This is a genomic window from Vibrio sp. 10N.222.55.C6, assembly GCF_041473395.1.
In the GTDB taxonomy this organism is placed as follows: domain Bacteria; phylum Pseudomonadota; class Gammaproteobacteria; order Enterobacterales; family Vibrionaceae; genus Vibrio; species Vibrio crassostreae_C.
On sequence record NZ_JBFRSD010000001.1, the window covers coordinates 213,623 to 236,492 of the forward strand.

General features: G+C 44.9%; 17 protein-coding genes. 9 read left to right on the top strand and 8 right to left on the bottom strand.

Features of this window, described 5'->3' with window-relative positions:
• Positions 1-145: 145 nt before the first annotated feature.
• The gene (locus AB4486_RS00910; protein ID WP_065583554.1) at positions 146-2,329 is read right to left on the bottom strand and encodes a malate synthase G; all 2,184 of its coding nucleotides are present in this window, start codon (positions 2,327-2,329) and stop codon (positions 146-148) included.
• A 155-nt stretch (positions 2,330-2,484) separates the two neighbouring features.
• Positions 2,485-3,438, bottom strand: a complete 954-nt coding sequence (locus AB4486_RS00915) for a LysR family transcriptional regulator (protein WP_012600244.1) — start codon at positions 3,436-3,438, stop codon at positions 2,485-2,487.
• A 141-nt stretch (positions 3,439-3,579) separates the two neighbouring features.
• Between AB4486_RS00915 and AB4486_RS00920 the strand changes: the two genes are divergently transcribed.
• Both AB4486_RS00920 and AB4486_RS00925 read left to right on the top strand, forming a co-directional pair.
• Complete coding sequence (locus AB4486_RS00920) at positions 3,580-5,178, top strand: isocitrate lyase (protein WP_012600243.1); 1,599 nt, start codon at positions 3,580-3,582, stop codon at positions 5,176-5,178.
• Between the two features lie 212 nt (positions 5,179-5,390).
• The gene (locus AB4486_RS00925; protein WP_017059982.1) at positions 5,391-5,969 is read left to right on the top strand and encodes a hypothetical protein; all 579 of its coding nucleotides are present in this window, start codon (positions 5,391-5,393) and stop codon (positions 5,967-5,969) included.
• A 103-nt stretch (positions 5,970-6,072) separates the two neighbouring features.
• On the opposite strand, the gene AB4486_RS00930 is transcribed toward AB4486_RS00925, so the two are convergent.
• The gene (locus tag AB4486_RS00930) at positions 6,073-6,465 is read right to left on the bottom strand and encodes a cystatin domain-containing protein (RefSeq protein ID WP_017066034.1); all 393 of its coding nucleotides are present in this window, start codon (positions 6,463-6,465) and stop codon (positions 6,073-6,075) included.
• 667 nt (positions 6,466-7,132) lie between these two features.
• Here AB4486_RS00930 and AB4486_RS00935 point away from each other — a divergent pair.
• On the top strand, positions 7,133-8,362 hold the full coding sequence (locus tag AB4486_RS00935) for an acyl-homoserine-lactone synthase (RefSeq protein ID WP_017066033.1): 1,230 nt from the start codon (positions 7,133-7,135) through the stop codon (positions 8,360-8,362).
• The gene (locus tag AB4486_RS00940; protein WP_372099882.1) at positions 8,355-10,964 is read left to right on the top strand and encodes a response regulator; all 2,610 of its coding nucleotides are present in this window, start codon (positions 8,355-8,357) and stop codon (positions 10,962-10,964) included. Before AB4486_RS00935 ends, AB4486_RS00940 begins: the two co-directional genes overlap by 8 nt.
• A 122-nt stretch (positions 10,965-11,086) precedes the next feature.
• On the opposite strand, the gene AB4486_RS00945 is transcribed toward AB4486_RS00940, so the two are convergent.
• Together AB4486_RS00945 and kduD are read right to left on the bottom strand one after the other, a co-directional pair.
• Entirely contained in the window at positions 11,087-11,725 is a 639-nt protein-coding gene (locus tag AB4486_RS00945; protein WP_017059986.1) for an RpiB/LacA/LacB family sugar-phosphate isomerase, read from the bottom strand.
• Positions 11,726-11,778: 53 nt separating this feature from the next.
• Positions 11,779-12,540: a 2-dehydro-3-deoxy-D-gluconate 5-dehydrogenase KduD gene (gene kduD, locus AB4486_RS00950; RefSeq protein WP_017067926.1), complete on the bottom strand. Its 762-nt coding sequence runs from the start codon at positions 12,538-12,540 to the stop codon at positions 11,779-11,781.
• 317 nt (positions 12,541-12,857) lie between these two features.
• Between kduD and AB4486_RS00955 the strand changes: the two genes are divergently transcribed.
• On the top strand, positions 12,858-14,189 hold the full coding sequence (locus tag AB4486_RS00955) for an MFS transporter (protein ID WP_372116221.1): 1,332 nt from the start codon (positions 12,858-12,860) through the stop codon (positions 14,187-14,189).
• Positions 14,190-14,380: 191 nt separating this feature from the next.
• Positions 14,381-15,262, top strand: coding sequence for a multidrug transporter (locus AB4486_RS00960; protein WP_371721016.1), 882 nt, complete (start codon positions 14,381-14,383; stop codon positions 15,260-15,262).
• Here AB4486_RS00960 and AB4486_RS00965 read toward each other — a convergent pair.
• Positions 15,249-16,439, bottom strand: a complete 1,191-nt coding sequence (locus AB4486_RS00965) for a GGDEF domain-containing protein (RefSeq protein WP_372116224.1) — start codon at positions 16,437-16,439, stop codon at positions 15,249-15,251. The two genes, AB4486_RS00960 and AB4486_RS00965, sit on opposite strands and share 14 nt — an antisense overlap.
• Before the next feature lie 321 nt (positions 16,440-16,760).
• On the opposite strand from AB4486_RS00965, the gene AB4486_RS00970 reads away from it, so the two are divergent.
• From AB4486_RS00970 to AB4486_RS00980, 3 genes are all read left to right on the top strand, one after another.
• The gene (locus tag AB4486_RS00970) at positions 16,761-17,549 is read left to right on the top strand and encodes a phytanoyl-CoA dioxygenase family protein (protein ID WP_017059991.1); all 789 of its coding nucleotides are present in this window, start codon (positions 16,761-16,763) and stop codon (positions 17,547-17,549) included.
• A 20-nt stretch (positions 17,550-17,569) separates the two neighbouring features.
• Positions 17,570-18,559 (top strand): zinc-dependent alcohol dehydrogenase family protein, encoded by a 990-nt coding sequence (locus AB4486_RS00975; RefSeq protein ID WP_372116227.1) that lies wholly within the window; start codon positions 17,570-17,572, stop codon positions 18,557-18,559.
• 301 nt (positions 18,560-18,860) lie between these two features.
• On the top strand, positions 18,861-20,765 hold the full coding sequence (locus tag AB4486_RS00980; protein WP_372116229.1) for a bifunctional UDP-sugar hydrolase/5'-nucleotidase: 1,905 nt from the start codon (positions 18,861-18,863) through the stop codon (positions 20,763-20,765).
• A gap of 258 nt (positions 20,766-21,023) precedes the next feature.
• Here AB4486_RS00980 and AB4486_RS00985 read toward each other — a convergent pair whose 3' ends face one another.
• Positions 21,024-22,172, bottom strand: coding sequence for an iron-containing alcohol dehydrogenase (locus tag AB4486_RS00985; RefSeq protein WP_017059994.1), 1,149 nt, complete (start codon positions 22,170-22,172; stop codon positions 21,024-21,026).
• A gap of 46 nt (positions 22,173-22,218) precedes the next feature.
• Complete coding sequence (locus AB4486_RS00990; RefSeq protein ID WP_029236427.1) at positions 22,219-22,866, bottom strand: L-fuculose-phosphate aldolase; 648 nt, start codon at positions 22,864-22,866, stop codon at positions 22,219-22,221.
• Positions 22,867-22,870: the final 4 nt, after the last annotated feature.

The following is a 22,870-nucleotide window of genomic DNA, read 5'->3' on the forward strand; positions in this document are numbered from 1 at the left end:
AACCTGCCCCATTCTCCCCCCTTCCCACCACAAAAATGAATCAAAAAAAAGCCGCGCTATAAAAGCGCGGCACCTTGGGCTCGGTTAAAGGGGGGTTCTTTTTTTAGTATTTTACATTCTCTGTTTTTGTTATTCGGTTGCTTCACTATCCCTGCGCTTTCAGTTTTAGACGCATCGCGTGCAGCACTGGCTCGGTGTAACCGCTCGGCTGAGCACAGCCTTCGAATACCAACTGACACGCCGCTGAAAATGCAATGCTGTTTTCAAAATCAGGCGCCATGTTACGGTAACTCGGGTCGCCAGCGTTTTGCTCATCCACCACTGCGGCCATACGCTTCATGGTTTTCATTACCTGAGCTTCCTCGCAAATGCCGTGACGTAACCAGTTCGCAATATGCTGGCTTGAAATACGCAGCGTCGCTCGGTCTTCCATTAACCCTACATCGTTAATATCAGGTACCTTCGAACAACCAACGCCTTGGTCAATCCAACGAACCACATAACCCAAAATACCTTGGGTGTTGTTATCCAGTTCACTTTGAATATCTTGCGCGGTAAGCTTTTGATCGCCCAGTAACGGGATAGTAAGAATATCATCGACATTGGCTCTCACTCGCTCACGAAGCTCTTTCTGACGGCTTGGTACACTCACCTTATGATAGTGCAGCGCGTGCAAAGTCGCGGCGGTTGGAGAAGGAACCCAAGCGGTATTGGCACCCGCTTGTGGATGTCCGATTTTCGCGTCCATCATCTTCGCCATATTATCCGGCTCTGGCCACATACCTTTACCAATCTGGGCTTTACCTTGCAGGCCACAAGCTAAGCCAAGATCAACGTTTTGATCTTCGTATGCGCCAATCCAAGTCATGGTTTTCAGCTGTGTTTTAGGAGCAAAAGGCCCCGCTTCCATACTGGTGTGAATCTCATCACCCGTTCGGTCTAAGAAACCTGTGTTGATAAACACAACACGATCTTTAGCTGCACGAATACATTCTTTAAGGTTAACCGAAGTACGACGCTCTTCGTCCATGATGCCGACTTTTATCGTGAATCGATCTAGCCCTAATGCATCTTCAATACGGCCAAACAATTCATTAGTAAAGGCGACTTCTTCAGGGCCATGCATCTTAGGTTTTACGATGTTGATACTGTTCGCAGTCGAGTTTTGGTACGCGCTGTTGCCTTTTAAATCATGCATCGCAATTAACGAAGTGATCATGCCATCCATAATGCCTTCAGGCACTTCATTACCTTCGGCATCAATAATCGCAGGGTTAGTCATCAAGTGGCCGACATTACGGATGAACAACATGCTGCGGCCTTTTAGTGAAATCTCACCACCCGTCACGCTGGTGTATTGGCGATCGGGATTAAGGTTACGAACAATAGTTTTGCCGTTTTTCTCTAGTGATTCTTGCAGATCACCTTTCATCAAGCCTAACCAGTTACGGTAAGCCAATGCTTTGTCTTCACCATCAACTGCAGCAACCGAGTCTTCGCAATCCATAATGGTTGTTAGGGCAGCTTCGACCAACACATCTTTAATACCCGCCACATCAACGCTACCAATCGGTGCGCTTGGGTCAATTTGAATTTCGATGTGCAGATTATTGTGTTTAAGAAGAATGCACGAAGGGGAACTTGCGTCACCTTGATAGCCAATGAACTGGTCGCTATCAATGAGAGTGACTTCTTCGCCGTTATCGAGTGTCGCTATGAGCTTATTGCCGATGCTAGCGTTACTGATGCTGTATTTGGTCACGTCTTTATGAGAGACACCGTTTAATGGCGCTGCATCATCAAGGAACTCACGAGCATAAGTCACTACTTTAGCGCCACGAGCAGGGTTAAAGCTTCCGCCCTTTTCCGCGCCATCACTTTCACTGATCACGTCCGTTCCGTAGAGCGCATCATATAGACTGCCCCAACGCGCATTGGCTGCGTTAAGTGCAAAGCGTGCGTTCATGATTGGCACCACAAGCTGCGGCCCTGCTTGTGTTGCGATCTCAGGTTCTACGCTGGCTGTCGTCACTTGAAAGTCATCGCCTTCAGGAACCAAATAACCGATCTGCTGTAAGAACTGTTTGTACTCTACAGGATCTAGCGTTTGCCCGGCACGCTCTTGGTGCCAAACGTCAATTTGATGTTGAAGATCTTCACGCTTGATAAGCAATGCGCGATTTTTTGGCGCCAAATCTTCAAGAATGGTTGCAAATGATTGCCAAAAGTCTTCAGCGACAATGCCTGTTCCAGGAATCACCTGCTCATTAATTAATTGGTAGAGGGTGCTATCAATGTTCAAGCTTCCCTGTTGAATACGACTGCTCATAAAATCTCTCTCAAACTAATTGATGGCTACTCAATAAATTTTCGTGACTAGCTCAAATTTACTTTACTGATTTAAACTTACTTAACGGACATGAATTTAGCTAATTTATGCCGGTTATATTGGATATTCATATAAAAAATACCCTACAAACTATGTTATTCCGTCACTCCACTCTCGATTTCGTTAGCGACACTTTTAATCAAACGACGCATCCACTGATGGTCTGGATTGGTTTGTAACAATGGACTCCACGCCATCTTCACCTCAAAGGGTTCAATCGCAAATGGCGCAGGCTTGATCAACAATCTAGGATTATTGCGCTGCAGTTGAGCTGCTTTGGTAGGAATAGTCAGGATAAGGTTCTTCTGCTGAGCGAAGAGAATCGCCGACAAATAGTGTCGAGTAAACACCGTGATGTTACGGGTTTTACCGATGCGCATTAATGCCTCATCTATCCAACCGAGCTTTTGCGCTTCGCTTGGGTTGATCCCAACTCCGGTTCCCATTCCGGTCTTACTTACCCAGATATGTTGCGCCTTTAGATAAGACAAAATATCGAAGTTGTCGGCTATTGGGTTATCACAACTAAATAGGCAAGAAAACCCGTCGTGCCAGAGGCTCATCTGGTGAAACGACTGAGGAATATCGTCAAATCGGTTGATAATTATATCAACGGTACCTTGCTCTACATCCTGATAACTCACGTCACTTGGCGTCATGATATCCAGTCGTATTTTCGGTGCTATCTCACTTAACCTTTTCAGAAGAGGTTGAATAATGGTCGACTCTGCATAGTCACTCGCCATGATACGAAACACGCGTTCACTGTCTTCTGCATTAAACTCTGTGGTCGGTTGCAGTGTCTTCTCTACATTCGCCAAGATGTTTCGAATCAGTGGCTGCAACTTATGCGCGCGTTCGGTCGGTATCATCCCTTCACTTGTTCTTACTAATAGCGGGTCTTCAAACAGATCACGCAATCGGCGAAGGCCATTACTCATGGCAGGCTGAGTAATACCCAATTGATTTGCTGCTCGTGTAACGTTTCTCTCACGTAGCAACATGTCTAAATACACAAGTAAATTAAGGTCTATACGAGCAATATTCATAAGAAAAATACCGAATATAATAACTATAAATTAACAAAATTATCACATACATGATTATTATTTGTCCATGGTTAGATTTAATCCAAATCAAATGACCTCGCCAAATTGGCCAACATGTCCACGTGAAACTAAGGAATAGTTATGTCGCAAATTACACAAGATATCGAAATGATTGAAGTTGCAAAAAGCGCTGCTGGTGCTCCATGGGATGCAATTAACCCTGAATCTGCTGCTCGTATGCGAGCTCAAAACAAATTCAAAACAGGTCTGGATATTGCGCAATACACGGCAGATATCATGCGTGCAGACATGGCGGCTTACGACGAAGACAGCTCTCAATACACTCAGTCTCTGGGTTGCTGGCATGGTTTCATCGGCCAACAAAAGCTGATTTCTATTAAGAAGCACTTTGATGGCAAGACTGACCGTCGTTACCTATACCTTTCTGGCTGGATGGTTGCTGCACTTCGCTCTGACTTTGGTCCACTTCCAGACCAATCTATGCATGAGAAAACATCCGTTGCTGGCCTAGTAGAAGAGCTATACACATTCCTACGCCAAGCCGATGCTCGTGAACTGGGTGGTTTATTCCGTGAGCTAGACGCTGCGCGTGAAGCAGGCGATGTGAACCTACAAGACCGTATTCAAGACAAAATCGACAACCACGTGACACACGTAGTGCCAATCATTGCCGATATCGATGCTGGTTTCGGTAACGCAGAAGCGACTTACCTAATGGCTAAGCAGATGATTGAAGCGGGAGCTTGTTGTCTACAAATCGAAAACCAAGTAGCCGATGAGAAACAATGTGGTCACCAAGACGGCAAAGTAACGGTTCCACACGCTGACTTCCACGCAAAACTTCGTGCGCTTCGTTACGCTTTCCTTGAGCTAGGCATCGACAACGGCATCATCGTTGCTCGTACCGATTCACAAGGTGCTGGCCTAACAAAAGAAATCGCCGTAGTGAAAGAGCCGGGCGACCAAGGTGACATCTACAACTCATACCTAGATGTTGAAGAGATTGATGTTGCTGATATGGCTGAAGGCGATGTTTGTTTCAACCGTGACGGCAAGCTAGTTCGACCTAAGCGTCTACCTTCAGGTTTATACCAATTCCGCCAAGGTACTGGTGAAGATCGTTGTGTATTTGACTGTATCGAAGCAATCAATGCAGGTGCTGACCTACTTTGGATTGAGACTGAGAAACCACACATCGGTCAAATCAAAGAGATGATGGACGGCGTACGTGAAGTACACCCTAATGCGAAACTGGTTTACAACAACTCTCCATCATTCAACTGGACGCTAAACTTCCGTCAGCAAGCTTACGATGCGATGGTAGCAGAAGGTAAAGATGTTTCAGCTTACGACCGTGCAAGCCTAATGAGCGCGGAATACGATGAAACTGAACTGTCTGCAAGCGCTGACGAGAAGATCCGTACATTCCAAGCAGACGCATCACGTGAAGCGGGTATTTTCCACCACTTGATTACGCTACCGACTTACCACACTGCTGCGCTGTCTACTGACAACCTAGCGAAAGAGTACTTCGGCGACCAAGGCATGTTAGGTTACGTTGCGAATGTTCAGCGTAAAGAAATCCGCCAAGGCATCGCATGTGTTAAACACCAAAACATGTCTGGTTCTGACATGGGTGATGACCACAAAGAGTACTTTGCTGGTGAGAACGCACTAAAAGCTGCAGGTGAAGCGAATACATCGAACCAATTTGATTAATCGCTAACGCTAAAGCCTCCCCCGTCCTTCTCTCTTACTTAGGTAAGATCCGGGGGAAGGCTTTGAGATAAAGCTTGTACTGCCAGCTTTATCTCAAAGCCTCAGATTTGTGTTCCACACCACGGTTAACCGAACAACTTCTGTTTAAGCTAACTGTATACGTATTTGTTCAGATTCCTATTTGTTAAGATTCTTATTTTTTGAGAGTGCCTATGACTTCAATACCTACACACCTACAAGATGCAAAAACACTGTTATCAGAGAATGGTTTCGCGACGGGTGATACTTGGTATCACGGCACATCTTCCGCTTTATTGGCTTCTATTCAAGGCCAAGGTTTAAAACGTTCTGGAGACAAAGCGCTCAACGAAGCAGCTTCAAAAACTATGGCAACCATCGGCAACAACTATACCGAATCGGTTGAGCCAGTGTTTCTCACTCAGAGTAAAGAACTGGCGTACTACTGGGCTCAACAAACCGTTCGTGAGCGAGGCGTTCGATTCGAAGGTGAAGAACAACCTATCGTACTAGCGGTAAACCTATCTGAAAAGCAACGCACCAAAGTAAGACCGGACGTAGGAGCAATGAGTCTATTGATGATGAGTGTGGGCGAGCAATTCATGTCTCACCTCACTGAAATTTATCAAGCCAATAACATTGCAGGCCCCGACATCGAGCTTCGCACTGCTGATCGCATGGACTACCTCAATAAACTCGGTATGGCCTACATTGATGAAGACATCAGCCGTGCTTGTGTTCAGGAGTTAGCTGAGCCCGAGTTGGCCGACTGAAAACGTTCAACAAATCAGTCTTCTTAAAAACAAAAATGGCTCCCAATACGGAGACATTTTTATTTGCTATAAGCCTATCTCACAAGATACAGACGCATCTAGATTATGAGCACAGAAGACCTTTCTGTGCAGGTTGCGTCATTTCGATGTCACCTTGTAGAGAACGGTAAACGATGGTGTTCCACACTTCACCATTATCCATTTCAAACTCAATAGCGTAATTCAAACCCGCGACAACCTGAGTTCGCACACTCAAGATCTGCTTGAGCTCAGCTGAAGTGTTCATTTGACCAAGAACTGCGTTTAAAGCTTGCTTAGCTTCTGGTGTAATCTCACTTTGCGACCAACCACCCGTCAGGTTTTTAGTACTGCAGATAGGGTTCGCATTCTCTTGCGGTTGAGTTGGTACTTCTGATTTCTGACTACACCCAGCTAACGCCACGACACTAAACAAGGTTGCTGTTCCAAGTAATGATGTTAATCGTACGTTCTTCATAAATTCTCTCTACCTCAATCATTTACGAGGGATTACTCGCAATAATGTTTCATATGCAGGCAAGCTTAAACCTCGAATGTCATCACTTCATCAGAGATTATGGTGTAACTACTCTATAAACACAGGAGATTGTCAGGAAAACAAGACGAGCACTGGAGCTCTGCTTTTATCCACCTGATATTTAAATCATTAAAATGAGTAGCGAGAGAATAAGCGAGTATAAGACAGATATAATGCATCAGTTAATTACATATCTTACACCAAATACATTCACGCCGTAATTAATAAGATGAGCTCATGTTGATTTGGATTATGATATTGGTTCAAAAAATAGATATTTGAGATTATTTTATAAATTCAAAAGTTTATGCTCGGCTTAATCATGTCTGATTTTAAAACTGTGAACCAGCCCTACAAGTTGTTGATAATAATGTACTTTGTTCATCTGTGAATTCATTCAAATATGGAAAATCTTTATTGTTAAGGGTGGGTGCAAGTAGTAAAATCTCACCCGATTATGCAACTTACTTCTCACAACATGGACACAAGTAAAGTTACGATTGGCTCTCTCAAAGTAACGTAACTTCAAACACATACCTAAAATCAGTGTCCTATAGATAGTGCAGATCAAATAAAAATAATTATATAAACCTAGGCTAGGTTAAACATGAAATTAACGTCGTCTTTAGGCTCACTGTTGGCTAGCAGTCTGTCTATCGAAATAAAACAGCGAGCGCTGATAGAGCTCGTCATCAACACTTATCAGCCACATGAGCGCACTGAGCTTTTTCAAAACGTGACTGAATATCGTAGAAGCCAGTTAGAATTGCTTTTCCCAGAGCATCAAAACAAAAGCTACTCTGTATTGTTTGAGGTGATGGACTACCGCGATCTGATTCTGCGCTATCCAAATACACTATCTGCAGAGATTGCTCTTCTAGAGCAGGCTGTAGGGCAGTGCTATATGCATTGGCTAGATTTCTGGTGTGAGTGTGAAATTGCTGCGATCAAAGCAAAATCTCCATTAAATCCAAGCTCCATTTCTCATGTCGACCTCCCTATCAATGACAGTGCTTATTACGGTGCGATCATCGAACAGATAGAACATGAGCCACTTTTGGTACAAACACCGAGTCACCCACAAGGAATGCCAATCAGCGATGCCATTGCTTTAAGCAATCTCGAGGTGTTCATCAAGGGCGAGAAATGGTTTGAGATGCTGCCTTTATTACACCTTTCTCAGGCAGGTAAGCATTTTATTCTGCTCAAGCATCCAGTCGATGAAGCCTTTCCAACACTGGTTTCCTCTGCGCTGATTCAAGACTGGTCTAAGAATGACACTTGGCTAAGTTACGCACCGCCGTTCAGCAATGAGCAATGGCAATACTGTTTACCCAATTACGGCTACGATGAACTCGCAGGGTTACAACTTTTCACACCGCCTACACTGTCAAAATGTTACTCTCTCCCAGAATTTGACCAACAATTCCAGTTACAATTGTCCGACAAAGATGCCCTGTGTGAGGTGTTACGTCTGACAGTCAGTGGCAATACCCAACAAAAGCTCTATTTCCTCTACCTTTCTCAAAAAGAGCTGATGAGTGTGTTACACCAAATAGGCTATAAGATTGGCTTCACTATTATCGAGCAACCTTTCATGCTTCAGTTTTATCAAACCATTGATTCCAATGCATACTTCCATTCTGGATATTGCGAATTAAATGACGATGGCACGACAATTTATCGTGGATTCTGGAATTTTGAGATGATGGTAAAAGCGTTCAATAATGTCGATTTTCGAAGCTACAAACGCGCAGTGCGAGAAAGCAGAAAGTCATTAGAAAAGTCGCGCTCGGCAGGAAAAACTAGCTCGGTGAAAAAGGATGAACATGTTTGATTTCGGCCTAGAGGCGATCATCTATGCAAAAGCAATCACACTGCTTGCAACCGTGGCTGTGGTTGTCATGTGGTTGTTCTATTACTGCTATCGCCTGAAACAGAAGAACGAAGTGATCGCAGGGACACACCATGCCCCTTACATCGCGTATTCGATCTGCATTGTTGCGTGGATCAGCAGTAACGCTTATTTCCATACCGACTTATTACCGGAACTTGGGGCCTCGGCCGCCGTGTTCGCCGCAAAGTTTGCCAACCTCGCCTCGTTCTTTGCGTTTGCCTTTGCCTATTACTTCTCGTGCAAACTCGCCGCTGAACAACGTAATGGTAAGGTTCATGTGTGGCAGCAAGCCATTTTCGTCACCCTGACCGTCTACTCCTTCTTTATCAATTTAAGTCCGGGGTTAACCGTTGAACACGTCACCATTGCAGGCCCAAGCCAGTTCGTGATTGAGTTTGGCCCGCATACGCCGTACTTCTTTATTGGGATGATTAGCTTTGTAGTGCTAACACTACTCAACCTGGTGGCCATGCGCGCCAACAGCAGCAAGCTAACTTTAGCCAAAACCAACTATATGATCGCCGGCATTTTAGTCTTTATGCTGTCTACTGCGACGATCCACCTAGGCATGACCTACTTCTTGCGTGATTTCTCGCTCACTTGGCTGCCACCAGCTTTGTCGATAAGTGAAATGTTGTTCGTTGGCTATGCCCTGCTGACCTCGCGCTTCTACAGCGTGAAATACCTGGCGTACATGAGCCTAAATGCGATGTTGGTTTGTGCTATTTTGGTGATCCCTTTTGGCGCGATATTTATCCCGCTGACAGACGACAGTCAATGGCTTGTTGCTATCCCAATCTGCGCGATTATCGGCATCACGTGGCATGTTCTCTACAAGCGCGTAAGCCACTACGCCTCGTTCTTTGTCTACGGAAACAAGAAAACGCCAGTACAACAGATCCTCTCACTAGAAGACGATTTCAAGCTGTCGATTGATGATGCAATGCGTCGATTAGGTAGCCTATTGCAGATTCCCGAAGACAAGTTGCGTCTGGTGAACAGCAACTACAACGAAACCTTCTACGAAGATTACCTGTCTACCAACAAGTCCGTTTTAGTGTTCGATGAGCTGTCTCAGGAGCTTGATTACACCGCACCAGCCAAGCGCTCGATAAAAGCCCTATATGACAAGATGAGCTCAAACGACACCGCTTTGGTGATGCCTTTATTTGGTCAGGGGAAATCGGTCACGCACTTATTGGTCTCATCACATAAGAGCAACGATAAGATGTTCTCTAACGAAGAGATCTCTGCACTGCAAACCTTGTTAACTCGTGTACAAAGCACCATTGAAGCCGATAGACGCATTCGCCAAAGTCGCGCGCTTGCTAATTCTATCGCACACGAAATGCGTAACCCGCTGGCTCAAGTGCAGCTGCATTTTGAGGTGTTAAAACAGCACATTGATAACCAAGCCCCAGCTAAACAAATCCTAAAGGATATTGAGAATGGCCAAGCGGCGATTCAACGCGGGCGACAACTGATTGATATCATCCTGCGCGAAGTCAGTGACAGTACGCCTGAACACGGCCCTGTGGCCATGACCTCTATCCACAAAGCCGTAGATCAAGCCGTAAGCCACTATGGTTTTGAGAATGAAAAGATCATTGAACGCATTCGTTTACCACAACACGCTGATTTTGTAGCAAAGCTCAATGAAACCTTATTCAATTTCGTTATTTTCAACCTGATACGTAATGCAATCTATTACTTTGATTCTTATCCAGAAAGCCAAATTGAGATCAGCACCAACACAGGGCCTTACGAGAACGTTCTGATATTCCGAGATACCGGCCCTGGCATTGACGAAGCCATTGCACATAAGATCTTTGATGACTTCTTCTCTTACCAAAAAAGCGGTGGTAGCGGCCTAGGGCTTGGCTATTGCCAACGTGTGATGCGTTCATTTGGCGGCCGAGTTGAGTGCCACTCTAAACTTGGGGAGTTTACTGAGTTCCACCTGTACTTCCCGGTAGTACCCAATGCACCCAAAGCAGACGCACTTCGTACGCCTTACTTCAATGATTGGAAAAGTAATCAAACCACAACTGAAAACAAACCCAACGCAGAAGTTAAGCCAGATAACCAAGCGGAAACGCAAAGTTCAGAGCCAACAAGTACGCTAACCCCAGAGAACCATTTGGCTCCAACCGTGCTTATCGTCGATGATAAAGAAGTGCAACGCACGCTTGTTCAGATGTACCTGAGTCGACTTGGCGTAAATAGCTTACAAGCTAAAAACGGCGAGAATGCCGTCGAGCTGTTCAAAACACACAAGGTCGATTTGATCTTAATGGACGTACAAATGCCGATAATGAATGGTTTTGACGCAAGCCAAATCATCAAGGCACGCTCTCCTCAAACGCCAATCATTGCTTTATCTGGCGAATCAGGACAACACGAGTTAGATATGATCAGCAAACTGATGGATGGTCGCCTAGAGAAGCCAACCTCTTTGAAGGCACTGCAACGCGTGCTCGATAACTGGCTAGAGAAAGGCTGTGCCTCAAATGCTTCCAAAGAAACCGAAGATGAAGAGTAGATGCAGGAAAACACGAATCGCAATTTAGCCAGTTGATTACTGTTTGTCTCATTACATTGCTTTAATTATTCATCAAAAAGCCAGCCGAACAAGGCTGGCTCTATCAGAACTAAACGCTCTAATTAATCTAAAAGTGAACGAACATAATCAGCGATTTCTTGGTTTTGGCAATGCTCAAAGAAGCATTGTTGGAAACGCTCGCTGCCAACCGCTGTTTTCACTAGATCTTGGTCGATAGCTCTCAGAGAATCAATAAAGTTATCTTTTACCACCGCCGCTTTCACTTCATTCAAAATTGCTGCATTACGTTGCTGTGGTTCTGCACGTTCTAGTGGATACCCATTACCACGCTCGCCTGTGAACGCTTTTTCAAAGATATAACGAATGTTGAGTTCACCTGCCCAGCCAAAGCCTTTAGCAAAAGCGAGAGCGAGAGCATTGCCGTTGTTGATTTGGTTAAACAAGAAAGCATCTGATGGCTCTAGGCAGTAACCACAAACCACACCCGGGTGCAGGTTCAGTGACATCAAAGCACCTTGCCCTGTTCCACATCCCGTCACAACAAAGTCCACAGCCTTTGAGTTGATCAGAATACTGGCCATGATACCTAAGTGGATATACGTTAAGTGGTGATCATTCTCGTCGGTCATACCTAAGTTGAAAACATCGTGACCAATGCCACCCGCCACTGACTCTAGCTCAGCTGCAACCATGGCATTTTTACCTGCCTGACTGTTTTCCATCATTAAAGCGATTTTCATTTATCTTCTCCTGCAAGATTGCTGCAAACTCAAAATTTAGAATAAAAAACCAACTAGCGTGCTAACCAACCACCGTCAACAGCAATGGTATAGCCATTAATGTAATCCGATGCTGATGATGCTAAGAACACACAAGGACCTGCGATATCTTGCGGTTTACCCCAACGCTCAGCCGGAATACGCTCAAGAATCGCTTGATTGCGCTCAGCATCTTCACGCAGAGCTTGAGTATTGTTCGTTTCCATATAACCGGGTGCTATCGCATTCACATTGATATTGTCGCGCGCCCATTCGTTCGCCATCGCACGTGTCACGCCCATCACAGCACTTTTTGAAGCCGTATAGGAAGGAACTCGAATGCCACCTTGGAATGAGAGCATCGATGCAATGTTAATGATCTTTCCGCCAGTACCTTGAGCCTTAAATTGCTTTGCAACAGCCTGAGACATAAAGAACACCGTCTTGGTGTTCACGTTCATTACGTCATCCCAATCTTGCTCTGAGAACTCAATAGCATCTTGGCGGCGAATAATTCCTGCATTGTTCACGAGAATGTCGACTTGGCCAAACTCAGCCAAAGTGCGCTCTATAACCCCTGGAATGCACGCTTGCTCGAGAAGATCAGCACTCACGTTTAGGAACGAATGACCTGCTGCACTCATTTTCTCAATAGTCTCTTCAGGCTCTGTTCGGTTAACACCGACAACCTTACAACCGGCTTCCGCTAGGCCTAATGCAATACCTTGCCCAAGCCCCGTGTTACAGCCCGTCACTATCGCTACTTTACCTTCCAGACTGAATGACTCTAAGATCATGCTCGCTTCCTCAATTACATTGGATTCATTGCGTATCGTTATTACCAATAATTAAATCATACAATAAGATGTAAATACGAGAGCGACGTTGTAGAAGTTCGATCTTGCACCAAAATCAGTCGAACAAGTGAAACGGCACCACAAACTAAATGAATAGGGGAAAGTGATTTGAAGACGAGAAACCTATAACCCACTATGAACAATGAGTTCGAAGATCACCCAAACCAGATATTTTAGGGATTTGGCAACAATTCCATGATTTAAAAGAGTAAAAGGGTTATACATAATAATGTGTTATCTAAATTACTGAAATTATCATGACGCTCAAAGAGATCCTTAACATTCCCAATGTCCGCTACTTCTTGATGTTTAGAAGCAGCTACTTTGCGCGTTTTTACTACCCTATATTCACCCTACTTTATTTAGATTACGGGTTAACCCTGTCTCAATTCGCGATGCTCAATGTAGTTTGGGCGGCCACCATTGTGCTTGCTGAAGTACCGTCGGGTGCATTCGCCGATACCTTAGGCCGCAAGAAACTGGTGGTGCTGTCTTCGATTGTGATGTTTGTTGAGATCGCCATGATAGCGCTCGTACCAACCGGAAACCCAGACTTGGTGTTCATTGTTTTTCTGATTAACCGGATTCTCAGTGGCTTAGCGATGGCACTGGCCAGCGGTGCTGACGAGGCATTGGCTTACGACACCTTAAAAGAACAAGGCAATGAAGAGTTGTGGCCGCGAGTGCTGCAAATCCAGCTTCGTGTCGCCTCAACGGTCGGTATCTTTGTCACACTAATTGGTGCGGCGATGTACGACGTGAATTTTATGACGAACATCTTTCATTTCCTTGGACTAGCCGAACCAGAAAGCACTAAAGACCTGATGCGTATTCCTGTGTTCGCCACCCTATTTGTAGCGATGATCGCCATCTATGCCGCGATTAATATGCGCGAAGAGAAAAAGGTGATGCCAAGCGACCAAACCAAATTGGCAACCACCATCTCAAGTCTTAAATTGACGATCGATGCGGGTAAATGGGTATTCGCTACGCCTTACGTGCTGTTCATCTTGCTCTACTACAGCCTATTCGAACACACCTCACGCATGTTCCTAACCATGAACAGCCAATACTATCTGGCCATTGATATTCCAATTATCTACTTTGGTTTTATTGGTGCGGGTATCAGCTTGCTTAAGATTATATTGGCAGGACAAAGCCGAAGATTAGCAGAGAGTATGGAGGCTAAAACCTTCATTGTGGTTATGGGATTGGCAAGCATGGCGACTTATTACTGGATCAGTTTAGGTTGGTCGATTTACGGAGTCATTCCGGCACTAGTATTAATCTTTATCATCATGACGATGAACATTTTCATCAGCTACCACCTGAATAAAAAAACCGAATCACACAACAGAGCCACCGTTCTTAGTTTCAAAGGTTTGATGTTTAACCTCGGATACGGTCTGATCGGTATCTTGTACGCTTACTACTATAAGTTGGTGTCTCAGGGCTACACCGAACAAGAAATAGAACAGAACCTTGCCTTCTTGGCCTCACTGTCTTCTTTTTTCTATTACTTCACCTTACTGTTCGTTTTGATCAGCGCGCTGTTCTACTTCAAGAACAGAAAAGAAGCGATTTTCTAAACAATCGATTGATGTCGAGTGACAAGTAAATGAAGCCGTTAAGGTTTACAGCGCAAGTTTTAAAGACCGAATATTCTTCAAAACCGAGCGATTCACGCAACTGACTATTGCTTATTAAAAGAACAAGTCGCTTCTTATATTGGTTTTATTTGTTAATATAATCAGCAAATTACATAACACATGGACGCGTCATGTCTTTTAGTTGGATAGCCTTTACTCTCCTTGCTGCCTTTAGCCAATCTTGGCGCAATGCCTTTCAAAGTAAATTAAGTGGCACCATGAGCGTGGCTGGCGTAACGTTAGCGCGATTTATTTGGGCTAGCCCTATCGCCCTTATTTACCTCTGCGCCCTCTATCAATGGCAGCCCGTATCCGCACCGGATTTTTCGGGTGAGTTTGTTTTCTATATTGTTGCTGCCGCCATCATGCAGATCCTCGCGACCGGCTTAATGGTGATGCTGTTCAAGCTCGAAAACTATGCGATAGGCGCAGGCTTAGCCAAGTGTGAAGCCCCCGTATCTGCTGTGCTATCCGTATTGTTTTTTGGTACTGCTTTGACACTAACAGGTTGGGTCGGCGTACTTATTGGTACTTTAGGCGTGCTAATCATGAGTAGCGCTTCTGGCTGGCGAAGCTTGTCCCCGAAAGTGTTCTTATTAGGTATGACGTGTAGCACCGCCTTTGCTTTAACATCTCTTTGGGTACGGGAAGCAAGTTTGAGCATAGGGTTGCCCTTCCCTCATAGCGCTGCTTGGGTGCTGTTCCTCGTCATTTCCCTTCAGACAGTGATTATCTGTACGTATCTCTTTTTCAGAGAACGCGACACGCTGCGCCTGATATTCAAGAAGTCGAAACTAGTCATCATGACAAGCTTAGCGAGTGTTATCGGTTCTCTGGGTTGGTTTAGCGCGATGTCGCTTCAAGCCGTGCCGTACGTAAAGACACTCGGGCAAGTCGAAGTGATCTTCATGGTGTTGATATCCTATTTCTGGTTAGGGCAAAGCATCGCGCGCAAAGACATTCTTGCGCTCATCTTGCTTTCTATCGCAGCAGTATTGGTTATGTGGCAGTGACGAGCTCGTTAATATGACTAGGACAAATTGAAGTCATATTGCGACCGTTTGTTTTCGCTTGATATAACGCTTTGTCGGCTCGGCTAATAAACCCATTCCAACTCTCATGCGGGTGAAGCTGAGCAACACCAAAACTCGATGTCAGAAACATCTCATGTTCTTGTACTGCTGATACCTCTGAAATAGATAATCGCAGCTTACAAGCAATAACCTGAGCTTGTTGGAAATCGACATTAGGCAATAAAATCATTATCTCGTCTCCGCCAAAACGAAACGCACTGGCTTTAGGCGATGTTTTTATCGCACTTTGAACCATTTCAGCAAAAGACTTGATCACGAGGTCACCTACAATGTGTCCGTGTTGGTCATTGATCGACTTAAAATTATCAATATCCATCATAATGGCACTAACAGGTGCAGTTTCCGCCTGCTTCATGATAACTGGAACCATCTCATCTAATGCTCTGCGGTTTCCCAGTACCGTTAGAGGATCGCTGTAGGACAGCTCGTGAATAGAACTAAGCAACCTTGCGTTAATCAGCCAAAGCATTGTAAAGCTCATCGACACAATAAGAACGATGCTCACTAAAAAGGCAAGTTGATGAATGAGAGTGGCCGCCATGAAATCCTGGAGCTCAGCGGAAAATAGTGTCACCACAACTCGAAAAACCATAAACCCGCCATATATCGTAAATGACAAGGCCATCATTCGAGTTGCTAGGGTCAAGTCATCACGTTGACCCTTTAACACCACAAAGGCAGTGCAAAGAGTAACAAAGGCCAAATATAAACTAATGAGGATAATTCGAGCCTTTATGGAAGGCTCATAGAACGTGAAGTAAATAAAACATGGCAAAAGAGCCAACATCATTAGACTACTGAGGTAGGTGCATTTGAGAGAGTATTCTCGAAACAGACATAAGCTATACAAGGCGAGATGAAAACCAAGCGCAATGACCATGTTGGCGCCAATAACAGTGATCCAATCAGGGAGTTCCCCTCTTAGGCTCAACATCAACGGCCCACTTCCGATAACAAATATTGAAATGGAAAAAATTGAAAGCCCTTTAATGGACTGTTGGGTAAATTGGAACAGCAACAAGCCAATGCAGTAAATGAAAGAGAACAAAATAATAATAAAATTAAGTGTTCTCATATCCAGCGAAAAACCATCCATGATTTTCTATCTTCCATACGCAACCAAATTTCAACATGGTCAATAATCATGCAAACCACAAAAACATTCACCATATGAATCTTTTCATTTTATAAAAAAAGGGGGTAGATCACATATGCGGAGATTTTTGTCGCATGAGTCCATGATGTGGATAGGCATGTAACACTCGCCCTCAATATTGCTTCATAACATCACCGAATCTACAGGCTTCTTCACTCGTTACTTGGTTGAATGACAACTGTCTGGCATTATGCGCCCAAGAAATCTCTAGGGGCTGTTGACCTTAGTTATTATACAGCAAAGAATGAACGAAGGTAGTCAGTGGTAGAAAACAGCCAACAATTAAGTGACCGTTACGACGAACATGGTTACTTTGTTATCAGAAATTATTTCAATGAAGCTCAAATTGCATCGCTTAGAAAAGTCGTGCTGAAATTTCATGAATCATGGAAAGCAGACAACGAAGAATTCTATAAAGAAGAAGCATTTAACTCGTCTTTAATTACGGGAAGCGAGTATTTGCCTGCCGACGATAGAAGCGTGCTTTTCGACTTCATCAGCTCGAAACAAGTGATGGATGTGGTTGATGCGGTGATTCCGAACAAGCCGGCATTCATGAATACACAGCTGTTCTTCAACCCAGTAAACCCGCAGCAAAAAGACTTCTGGCATCGTGACTGTCAATACGACTACGACATTGATGACCAGATGAAAGTCATCATGGAAACCCAGGTATTGCATCTGCGAGTGCCCCTTTTTGATGAGCCCGGCATGGAACTTATCCCTGGCACACACAAGCGTTGGGACAACGAAGAAGAGTACAATGTTCGCCAAGAAGAAAACGGCAAAGTGAGCAGCGATGACATCTCTGGTGGTAAGCAGATACCATTAGCCGCCGGTGACTTATTGGTGTTTTCAGCGGACATGATCCACCGAGGCCGATATGGCTTGGATCGTTTGGCTTTGGATATTTTAATCTTTGATTCGGCGGCAGACTATGTCGACTACGTTGATGACGATTGTCTGCCAACACCAGCCATGTTGAGCAACATTTCCGACCCAAGATTATTTATGAACACGCTACACTTAAAATCGATGCAGTACTCATAATCCATAAAGGTGCCCAAACTATGACTGACACTAAGCAAAATACCCGAATTAGCCAGTTCCGTTTCGGTCAGCCAAAAGAATCTCTCAAGTTAGAACATGTCGCTTTAGGGGTACTAGACAAAGATAAAGTTCGCGTACAAATTGAAGCGACTAACATCAACCCTAGTGATCTGTTGTCGATTTATGGTGTGGGCCAATACAAACATAGCCATCAGCCGCCGAGAGTACCGGGATTTGAAGCGGTAGGAAGGATTGTAGAATCCAGCAGTGCTGAGTTTATAGTGAATCAACGAGTGCTTGTGGCAACCAGTGGAACATGGCAGAACTATGTCGATGTATCACCAGATGATCTGTTCCACATTCCTCAACATTTAGACAATGGCTACGCCTGTCAGTTGTACATTAATGCGCTAACCGCATGGGTGCTAACGACAGAAATAGCCAAGCTGACCCAAGAGGATGTGTTGATCATCAACGCGGGCAGTTCAGCCATCGGTAAGATCTTCTCCCAGTTATCAGCATCACTCGGCTTCAACATCATTGTCGTTACATCACAGCAGACACAATACCCTGCCACTTCCTGTTGGGTGATAGATGCGAACTCTGATCTAGTTTCTCAAATTAAGGCATTAGGCTTGCCTATGCCAACCGTTGCCTTTGATGCGATTGGCGGCTCACCCGGAACCGATCTTGTTCACACCCTTGGCAACAACGGGCGCTTTATCAACTATGGGACGCTGTCGTTGGATTTTTACGAGCCACGCTTCTTTGAGTACGCGAAAAACCAACACATCGATTTCAGCACCTTCTTCTTGCGTTATTGGGAGGAAGCAGAAGGTAAAGATGTTCGCCGTGATAAGTTCACGACCATGCTAGATCACTTCATCACAAACGACATTCAGCTCGACGTTGACCGCTATCTACCATTCGATGAAGTGCAAACCGCGATTGATCTCATTGAATCGAAAACCACACGCCTAGAGGGCAAGATCATCTTACTGCCACAGTAAGTGAGAGTTGGACGATATATACCTTGTTTATTTCAACAGGCAAGACGTTCAACAGCTTACAAGCGTGCTTGTTAATACACCATCGCTTAGGAAGTTTGATTAAAGAAATCGAAGATTGAAAAGATAGCGAAGAGTTGTGGTGCATTTCTCCATAACTTAAGTGGTTACGAGATGGTCATGAATCACATTTATTTGAAACATCAATCAATTATATCATTAGAAATATGATACTGATCACCCATAAGATAACCTCGATTCTATATGGTAGCGTCATACTTAAAACCACGATGTGAACATACTTATGAAAAGACACATACTATCAAGCGCCATCCTACTCTCTCTAGCCTTTCCCACCTTTGCAGCTGATGGCGATATACACGATGTCACGATACTGGGTACTTCAGATATCCACGGTCATTTTATGGCGTGGGATTACGCGGCAGATAAACTCAACACTCGTGGTAGCTTGAGCCAAATCGCGACCAAAGTTGGTGAGATCCGCAAAGAGCAATCTAACATTATCCTTGTCGACGCTGGCGATACCATCCAAGGCAACTTCGTAGAAACCTTCAAAGACGAGCCCGTTGATCCAATGATGCTTGGCTTTAATCACATGAAATACGATGTGTGGGTTTTAGGTAACCACGAATTCGACTTTGGCCTCAAAACCCTCAACAGGGCCGTTACCCAATTTAAAGGGCAGTCTCTCGGTGGCAACATCAAGAACAAAAACGGAAACCCATTCCTGCCTGGTTACACCATCCTAGAACGCGGTAGCATTAAGATCGGCGTGATCGGAATGGATACCCCAATGACGGAGGTCTTTGCGCAAGGTACCAACCGTTTAGAAGGCGTCACTTTCACTAATCCAACCTTGGAAGTGAAGAAAATCGTCAAAGAGATTGATGATAAAGTGGATGCCATCATATTGGTTGCCCATATGGGAATTGAGAACGAGAATGACATTGCCGACACCGGTGTCACCGACATTGCCAATGCAAACCCAGAGCTTGATGCCATCGTCGCTGGCCACATGCACACTCGTATAGATAAGGCTGTTGTGAATGGCGTTATTATTACTGAGCCCGACAAATATGGCCGAGCCCTATCTCGTATTGATCTTCAATTTGAAGAGCGCGATGGTACATTCACTCTCGTCAACAAAGACAGCTTCACCTATAAAATTAAAGGTATAGATTCTGATGAGAATATGGACGAGTTATACCAGCCTTATCACAAACAACTCCGAGAAATGGCGAACAGACCTGTCGCTCAGCTTACCGGCGTTGATTTAGTCCCTGAAAATGAAATCCGCGGTATCCCTCAAGTCCACGTTCAAGACACAGGCATCAGTGCGCTATACCAAGAAGCGAGCTTCTTCTATGCACCCAAAGCCAATGTCATTGCACTTCAAATAGACAACGACAATGCAGAGCTCGATGTTGGCCCAATCAAAGCCAAAGACATCGCGTACAACTACCAATACGCAGGTGGCGAAATCACTGTCTACCAGATGACAGGCAAAGAGCTGAGAACCTACATGGAATGGTCTGCGGGCTACTTCAACTCAGTACAACCTGGCGATGTAACCTACAGCTTTAACCCTGAACGCAGAGCATCAAAATACTCGACCAATGACTTCTTCGCGGGCGTGACTTATACCATCGACCTCACTCAACCTGCAGGTACCCGCATCACCAACCTCGCGTTTGCTGATGGCACACCGGTTACTGATCAAACAGAGCTCCGTATTGGTATGAATAGCTATCGAATGGGTCATCTAACCAAGAAAGGCGGCGTGTTAGAAGGTGAATCATTCCCTGTACTCTTTGATACGGAAGCAGAGTATGGAGAAGAAGCAGGCACGATTCGTAACATGACTATCAAGTATCTTAAAGAAGAAAAGAACGGCCAGTATGAGGGTAAGCCTCAACAACGATGGGCACTTTCTGGTTTAGAGAGTCGTTACAATGAACAGCGTGAGATCGTAAAATCATTGATTAATGATAAAACCATATCAATCCCAACCAGTGACGATGGCCGCTACACAAACATCGCTTCTATCAACGTAAAAGAACTGATGTTCAAATCTGACGAAGCCAAACAAGCAGCCATAACCACACGCGAAAAGAAACTGGCGCAGGCGACTGAGCAAGAGAGTAAGCAAATCAAACGCGAAATCACTCTGATTGAAGCGCTCAATTAACCCCTGACCTCAACCAATAACGACTTAACAACGCTTGGAGCGTGGTTAGGTCGTTTTTGTTCCCATTTTCCAACACCACATCTGTACTGAGTAAAACGGTTAATATTGGATGAATGATCTGCAAAGGCCAACTCATAGTTGGACAAAATCTTCTCAGCGAGTTTCCTAAATTAGTGATTTATGAATCACTTCAAGTATTGCAAACCTCCAATCAAGTGGCCAAATTCACTCAGCCACTACAGTACCACTACACGGTTGCTATAACGCCAACTCGTAAAGGTGATAAACGTCTTCACTGGTCAACGTTCTTGGGTTGCCTCCCATACAAACATCATCCATGGCTTTTTGAACCCAACCATCAATATCCGCATGCTTAACCCCAAGATGAGCCAGCCCAGAAGGGATACCCACTTCACGAGACAACGTGCAAATCAGGTCCACCGCTAATAGGGCTGCATTAGTGTCGTCTAACTGAGACGTATCCCCACCCATCGCTTCAGCTACTTCTCTAAACGCACTTGGAATCGTTTGAGCATTGAATGCGCTCACCACAGGCAGCAAGATAGCATTACAAACGCCATGCGCTAGGTTGTGTGTTGCCGAAGGCTGATGTGACAACGCATGAACCGCGCCTAATCCGGCTGAGTTGAACGACATCCCCGCTAAAAATTGCGCATCAGCAAGTGCCGACCGAGCTTCTATGTTCGCTCCATCCTTTACTGCCATAGGCAGCCATTTGGCAATTAGCTTAACCGCCTCGAGTGCGGTCGGAAGTGTTAAACGATGGGCGCCAGGAGTCACAACCGACTCAATGGCATGGGTCAGCGCATCCATACCCGTTGCAGCGGTAACAGAGGCAGGCAAACCAACCATCAATGATGGGTCGTTAACCGCAACATCTGGAATCTGTTTGGTGTCGACGATCACCATCTTAACGAGATTCTTCTCATCGGTAATCACCGAATTGGACGTCATCTCCGCCGCTGTTCCCGCCGTTGTATTAATAGCAATAAAGAACGCACCGCTATTCTTAACCAGGCCGACCCCATTATAATCGGTGATTTCGCCTTCATTTGATGTGACAATACGAATCGCTTTCGCACAATCAATAGGGCTACCGCCACCAACCGCAATCAAACAATCGCACCCGCTCTGTTGGTAAAACTCAGCACCTTGATTAACCAAACTAACGGTCGGGTTAGGGGTGACCTTATCAAAGGTGACATAATCGAACCCTTTATCATCGAGTGCACAATAAAGAGAATCTAATATCCCCAATTCAATAAGGTTTTTATCTGTCACTATCATTGCTTTTTTTACGGGTCGACAGTCCAACACTGCAACAGATTCTGCCACCGCACCTACGCCGGATAATGATAGTTTTGGTAAATTTAATGCAAAAACCATAGTCATTCCTTTACGGTAAGAGCCCGACGGATCGGGCCGATATCAATTACTTCTCAACTCGCAATCCATACGTCTTGAACTTATCGAGTACATGATCCATCTCTTGGTTTGGAAGCACTGGAACGTCTGGCTGAATCGCTGCACACTTGAGATAAAGCTCAGCCAATACCTCGGTTTCATGTGCTAACCACAATGCTTTCTTCAGATTTTCACCAACGGTGATCATGCCATGATGTTGAAGAAGAATAGATTTACTTTGACGAATGCCAGCATCTACATAATCAGCCAACTTAGGAGAGCCAAAGGTAGCATAAGGTACACAAGGTATTTCTGCCGCGCCCGATGCTGCAACCATATAGTGGATCGCCTGGATTGGACGATTGAGTATAGACACTGCTGTCGCGTTAATGGCGTGGTTGTGAACAACGGCATGGCAATCCTCTCTCGCTTGGTAGCAGGTTAGGTGGAAAGCCCATTCGCTTGATGGAATTTTGCCTTCCTCAAATTCTCCGGATTCGCTTACAAAAACGATCTTTTCCGGTGTCAGATTCTCATATTCAATACCCGTTGGAGTGATCAATAAACCACCTTCATAGCGCACCGAGACATTACCTGCGGTGCCTTGGTTTAATCCCAGCTTAGTCATCTCTAAGCATGTATCGATAATGTCTTGTGCTAGTTCATTTCTTGTTATTGTC

Coding starts and splice junctions, on each gene's coding strand:
- AB4486_RS00985 (WP_017059994.1), bottom strand. CDS start 22,172: ATGGTTTTTGCATTAAATTTACCAAAACTATCATTATCCGGCGTAGGT.
- AB4486_RS00915 (WP_012600244.1), bottom strand. CDS start 3,438: ATGAATATTGCTCGTATAGACCTTAATTTACTTGTGTATTTAGACATG.
- AB4486_RS00945 (WP_017059986.1), bottom strand. CDS start 11,725: ATGAAAATCGCTTTAATGATGGAAAACAGTCAGGCAGGTAAAAATGCC.
- AB4486_RS00925 (WP_017059982.1), top strand. CDS start 5,391: ATGACTTCAATACCTACACACCTACAAGATGCAAAAACACTGTTATCA.
- AB4486_RS00975 (WP_372116227.1), top strand. CDS start 17,570: ATGACTGACACTAAGCAAAATACCCGAATTAGCCAGTTCCGTTTCGGT.
- kduD (WP_017067926.1), bottom strand. CDS start 12,540: ATGATCTTAGAGTCATTCAGTCTGGAAGGTAAAGTAGCGATAGTGACG.
- AB4486_RS00935 (WP_017066033.1), top strand. CDS start 7,133: ATGAAATTAACGTCGTCTTTAGGCTCACTGTTGGCTAGCAGTCTGTCT.
- AB4486_RS00960 (WP_371721016.1), top strand. CDS start 14,381: ATGTCTTTTAGTTGGATAGCCTTTACTCTCCTTGCTGCCTTTAGCCAA.
- AB4486_RS00965 (WP_372116224.1), bottom strand. CDS start 16,439: ATGGATGGTTTTTCGCTGGATATGAGAACACTTAATTTTATTATTATT.
- AB4486_RS00980 (WP_372116229.1), top strand. CDS start 18,861: ATGAAAAGACACATACTATCAAGCGCCATCCTACTCTCTCTAGCCTTT.
- AB4486_RS00910 (WP_065583554.1), bottom strand. CDS start 2,329: ATGAGCAGTCGTATTCAACAGGGAAGCTTGAACATTGATAGCACCCTC.
- AB4486_RS00920 (WP_012600243.1), top strand. CDS start 3,580: ATGTCGCAAATTACACAAGATATCGAAATGATTGAAGTTGCAAAAAGC.
- AB4486_RS00955 (WP_372116221.1), top strand. CDS start 12,858: ATGACGCTCAAAGAGATCCTTAACATTCCCAATGTCCGCTACTTCTTG.
- AB4486_RS00930 (WP_017066034.1), bottom strand. CDS start 6,465: ATGAAGAACGTACGATTAACATCATTACTTGGAACAGCAACCTTGTTT.
- AB4486_RS00940 (WP_372099882.1), top strand. CDS start 8,355: ATGTTTGATTTCGGCCTAGAGGCGATCATCTATGCAAAAGCAATCACA.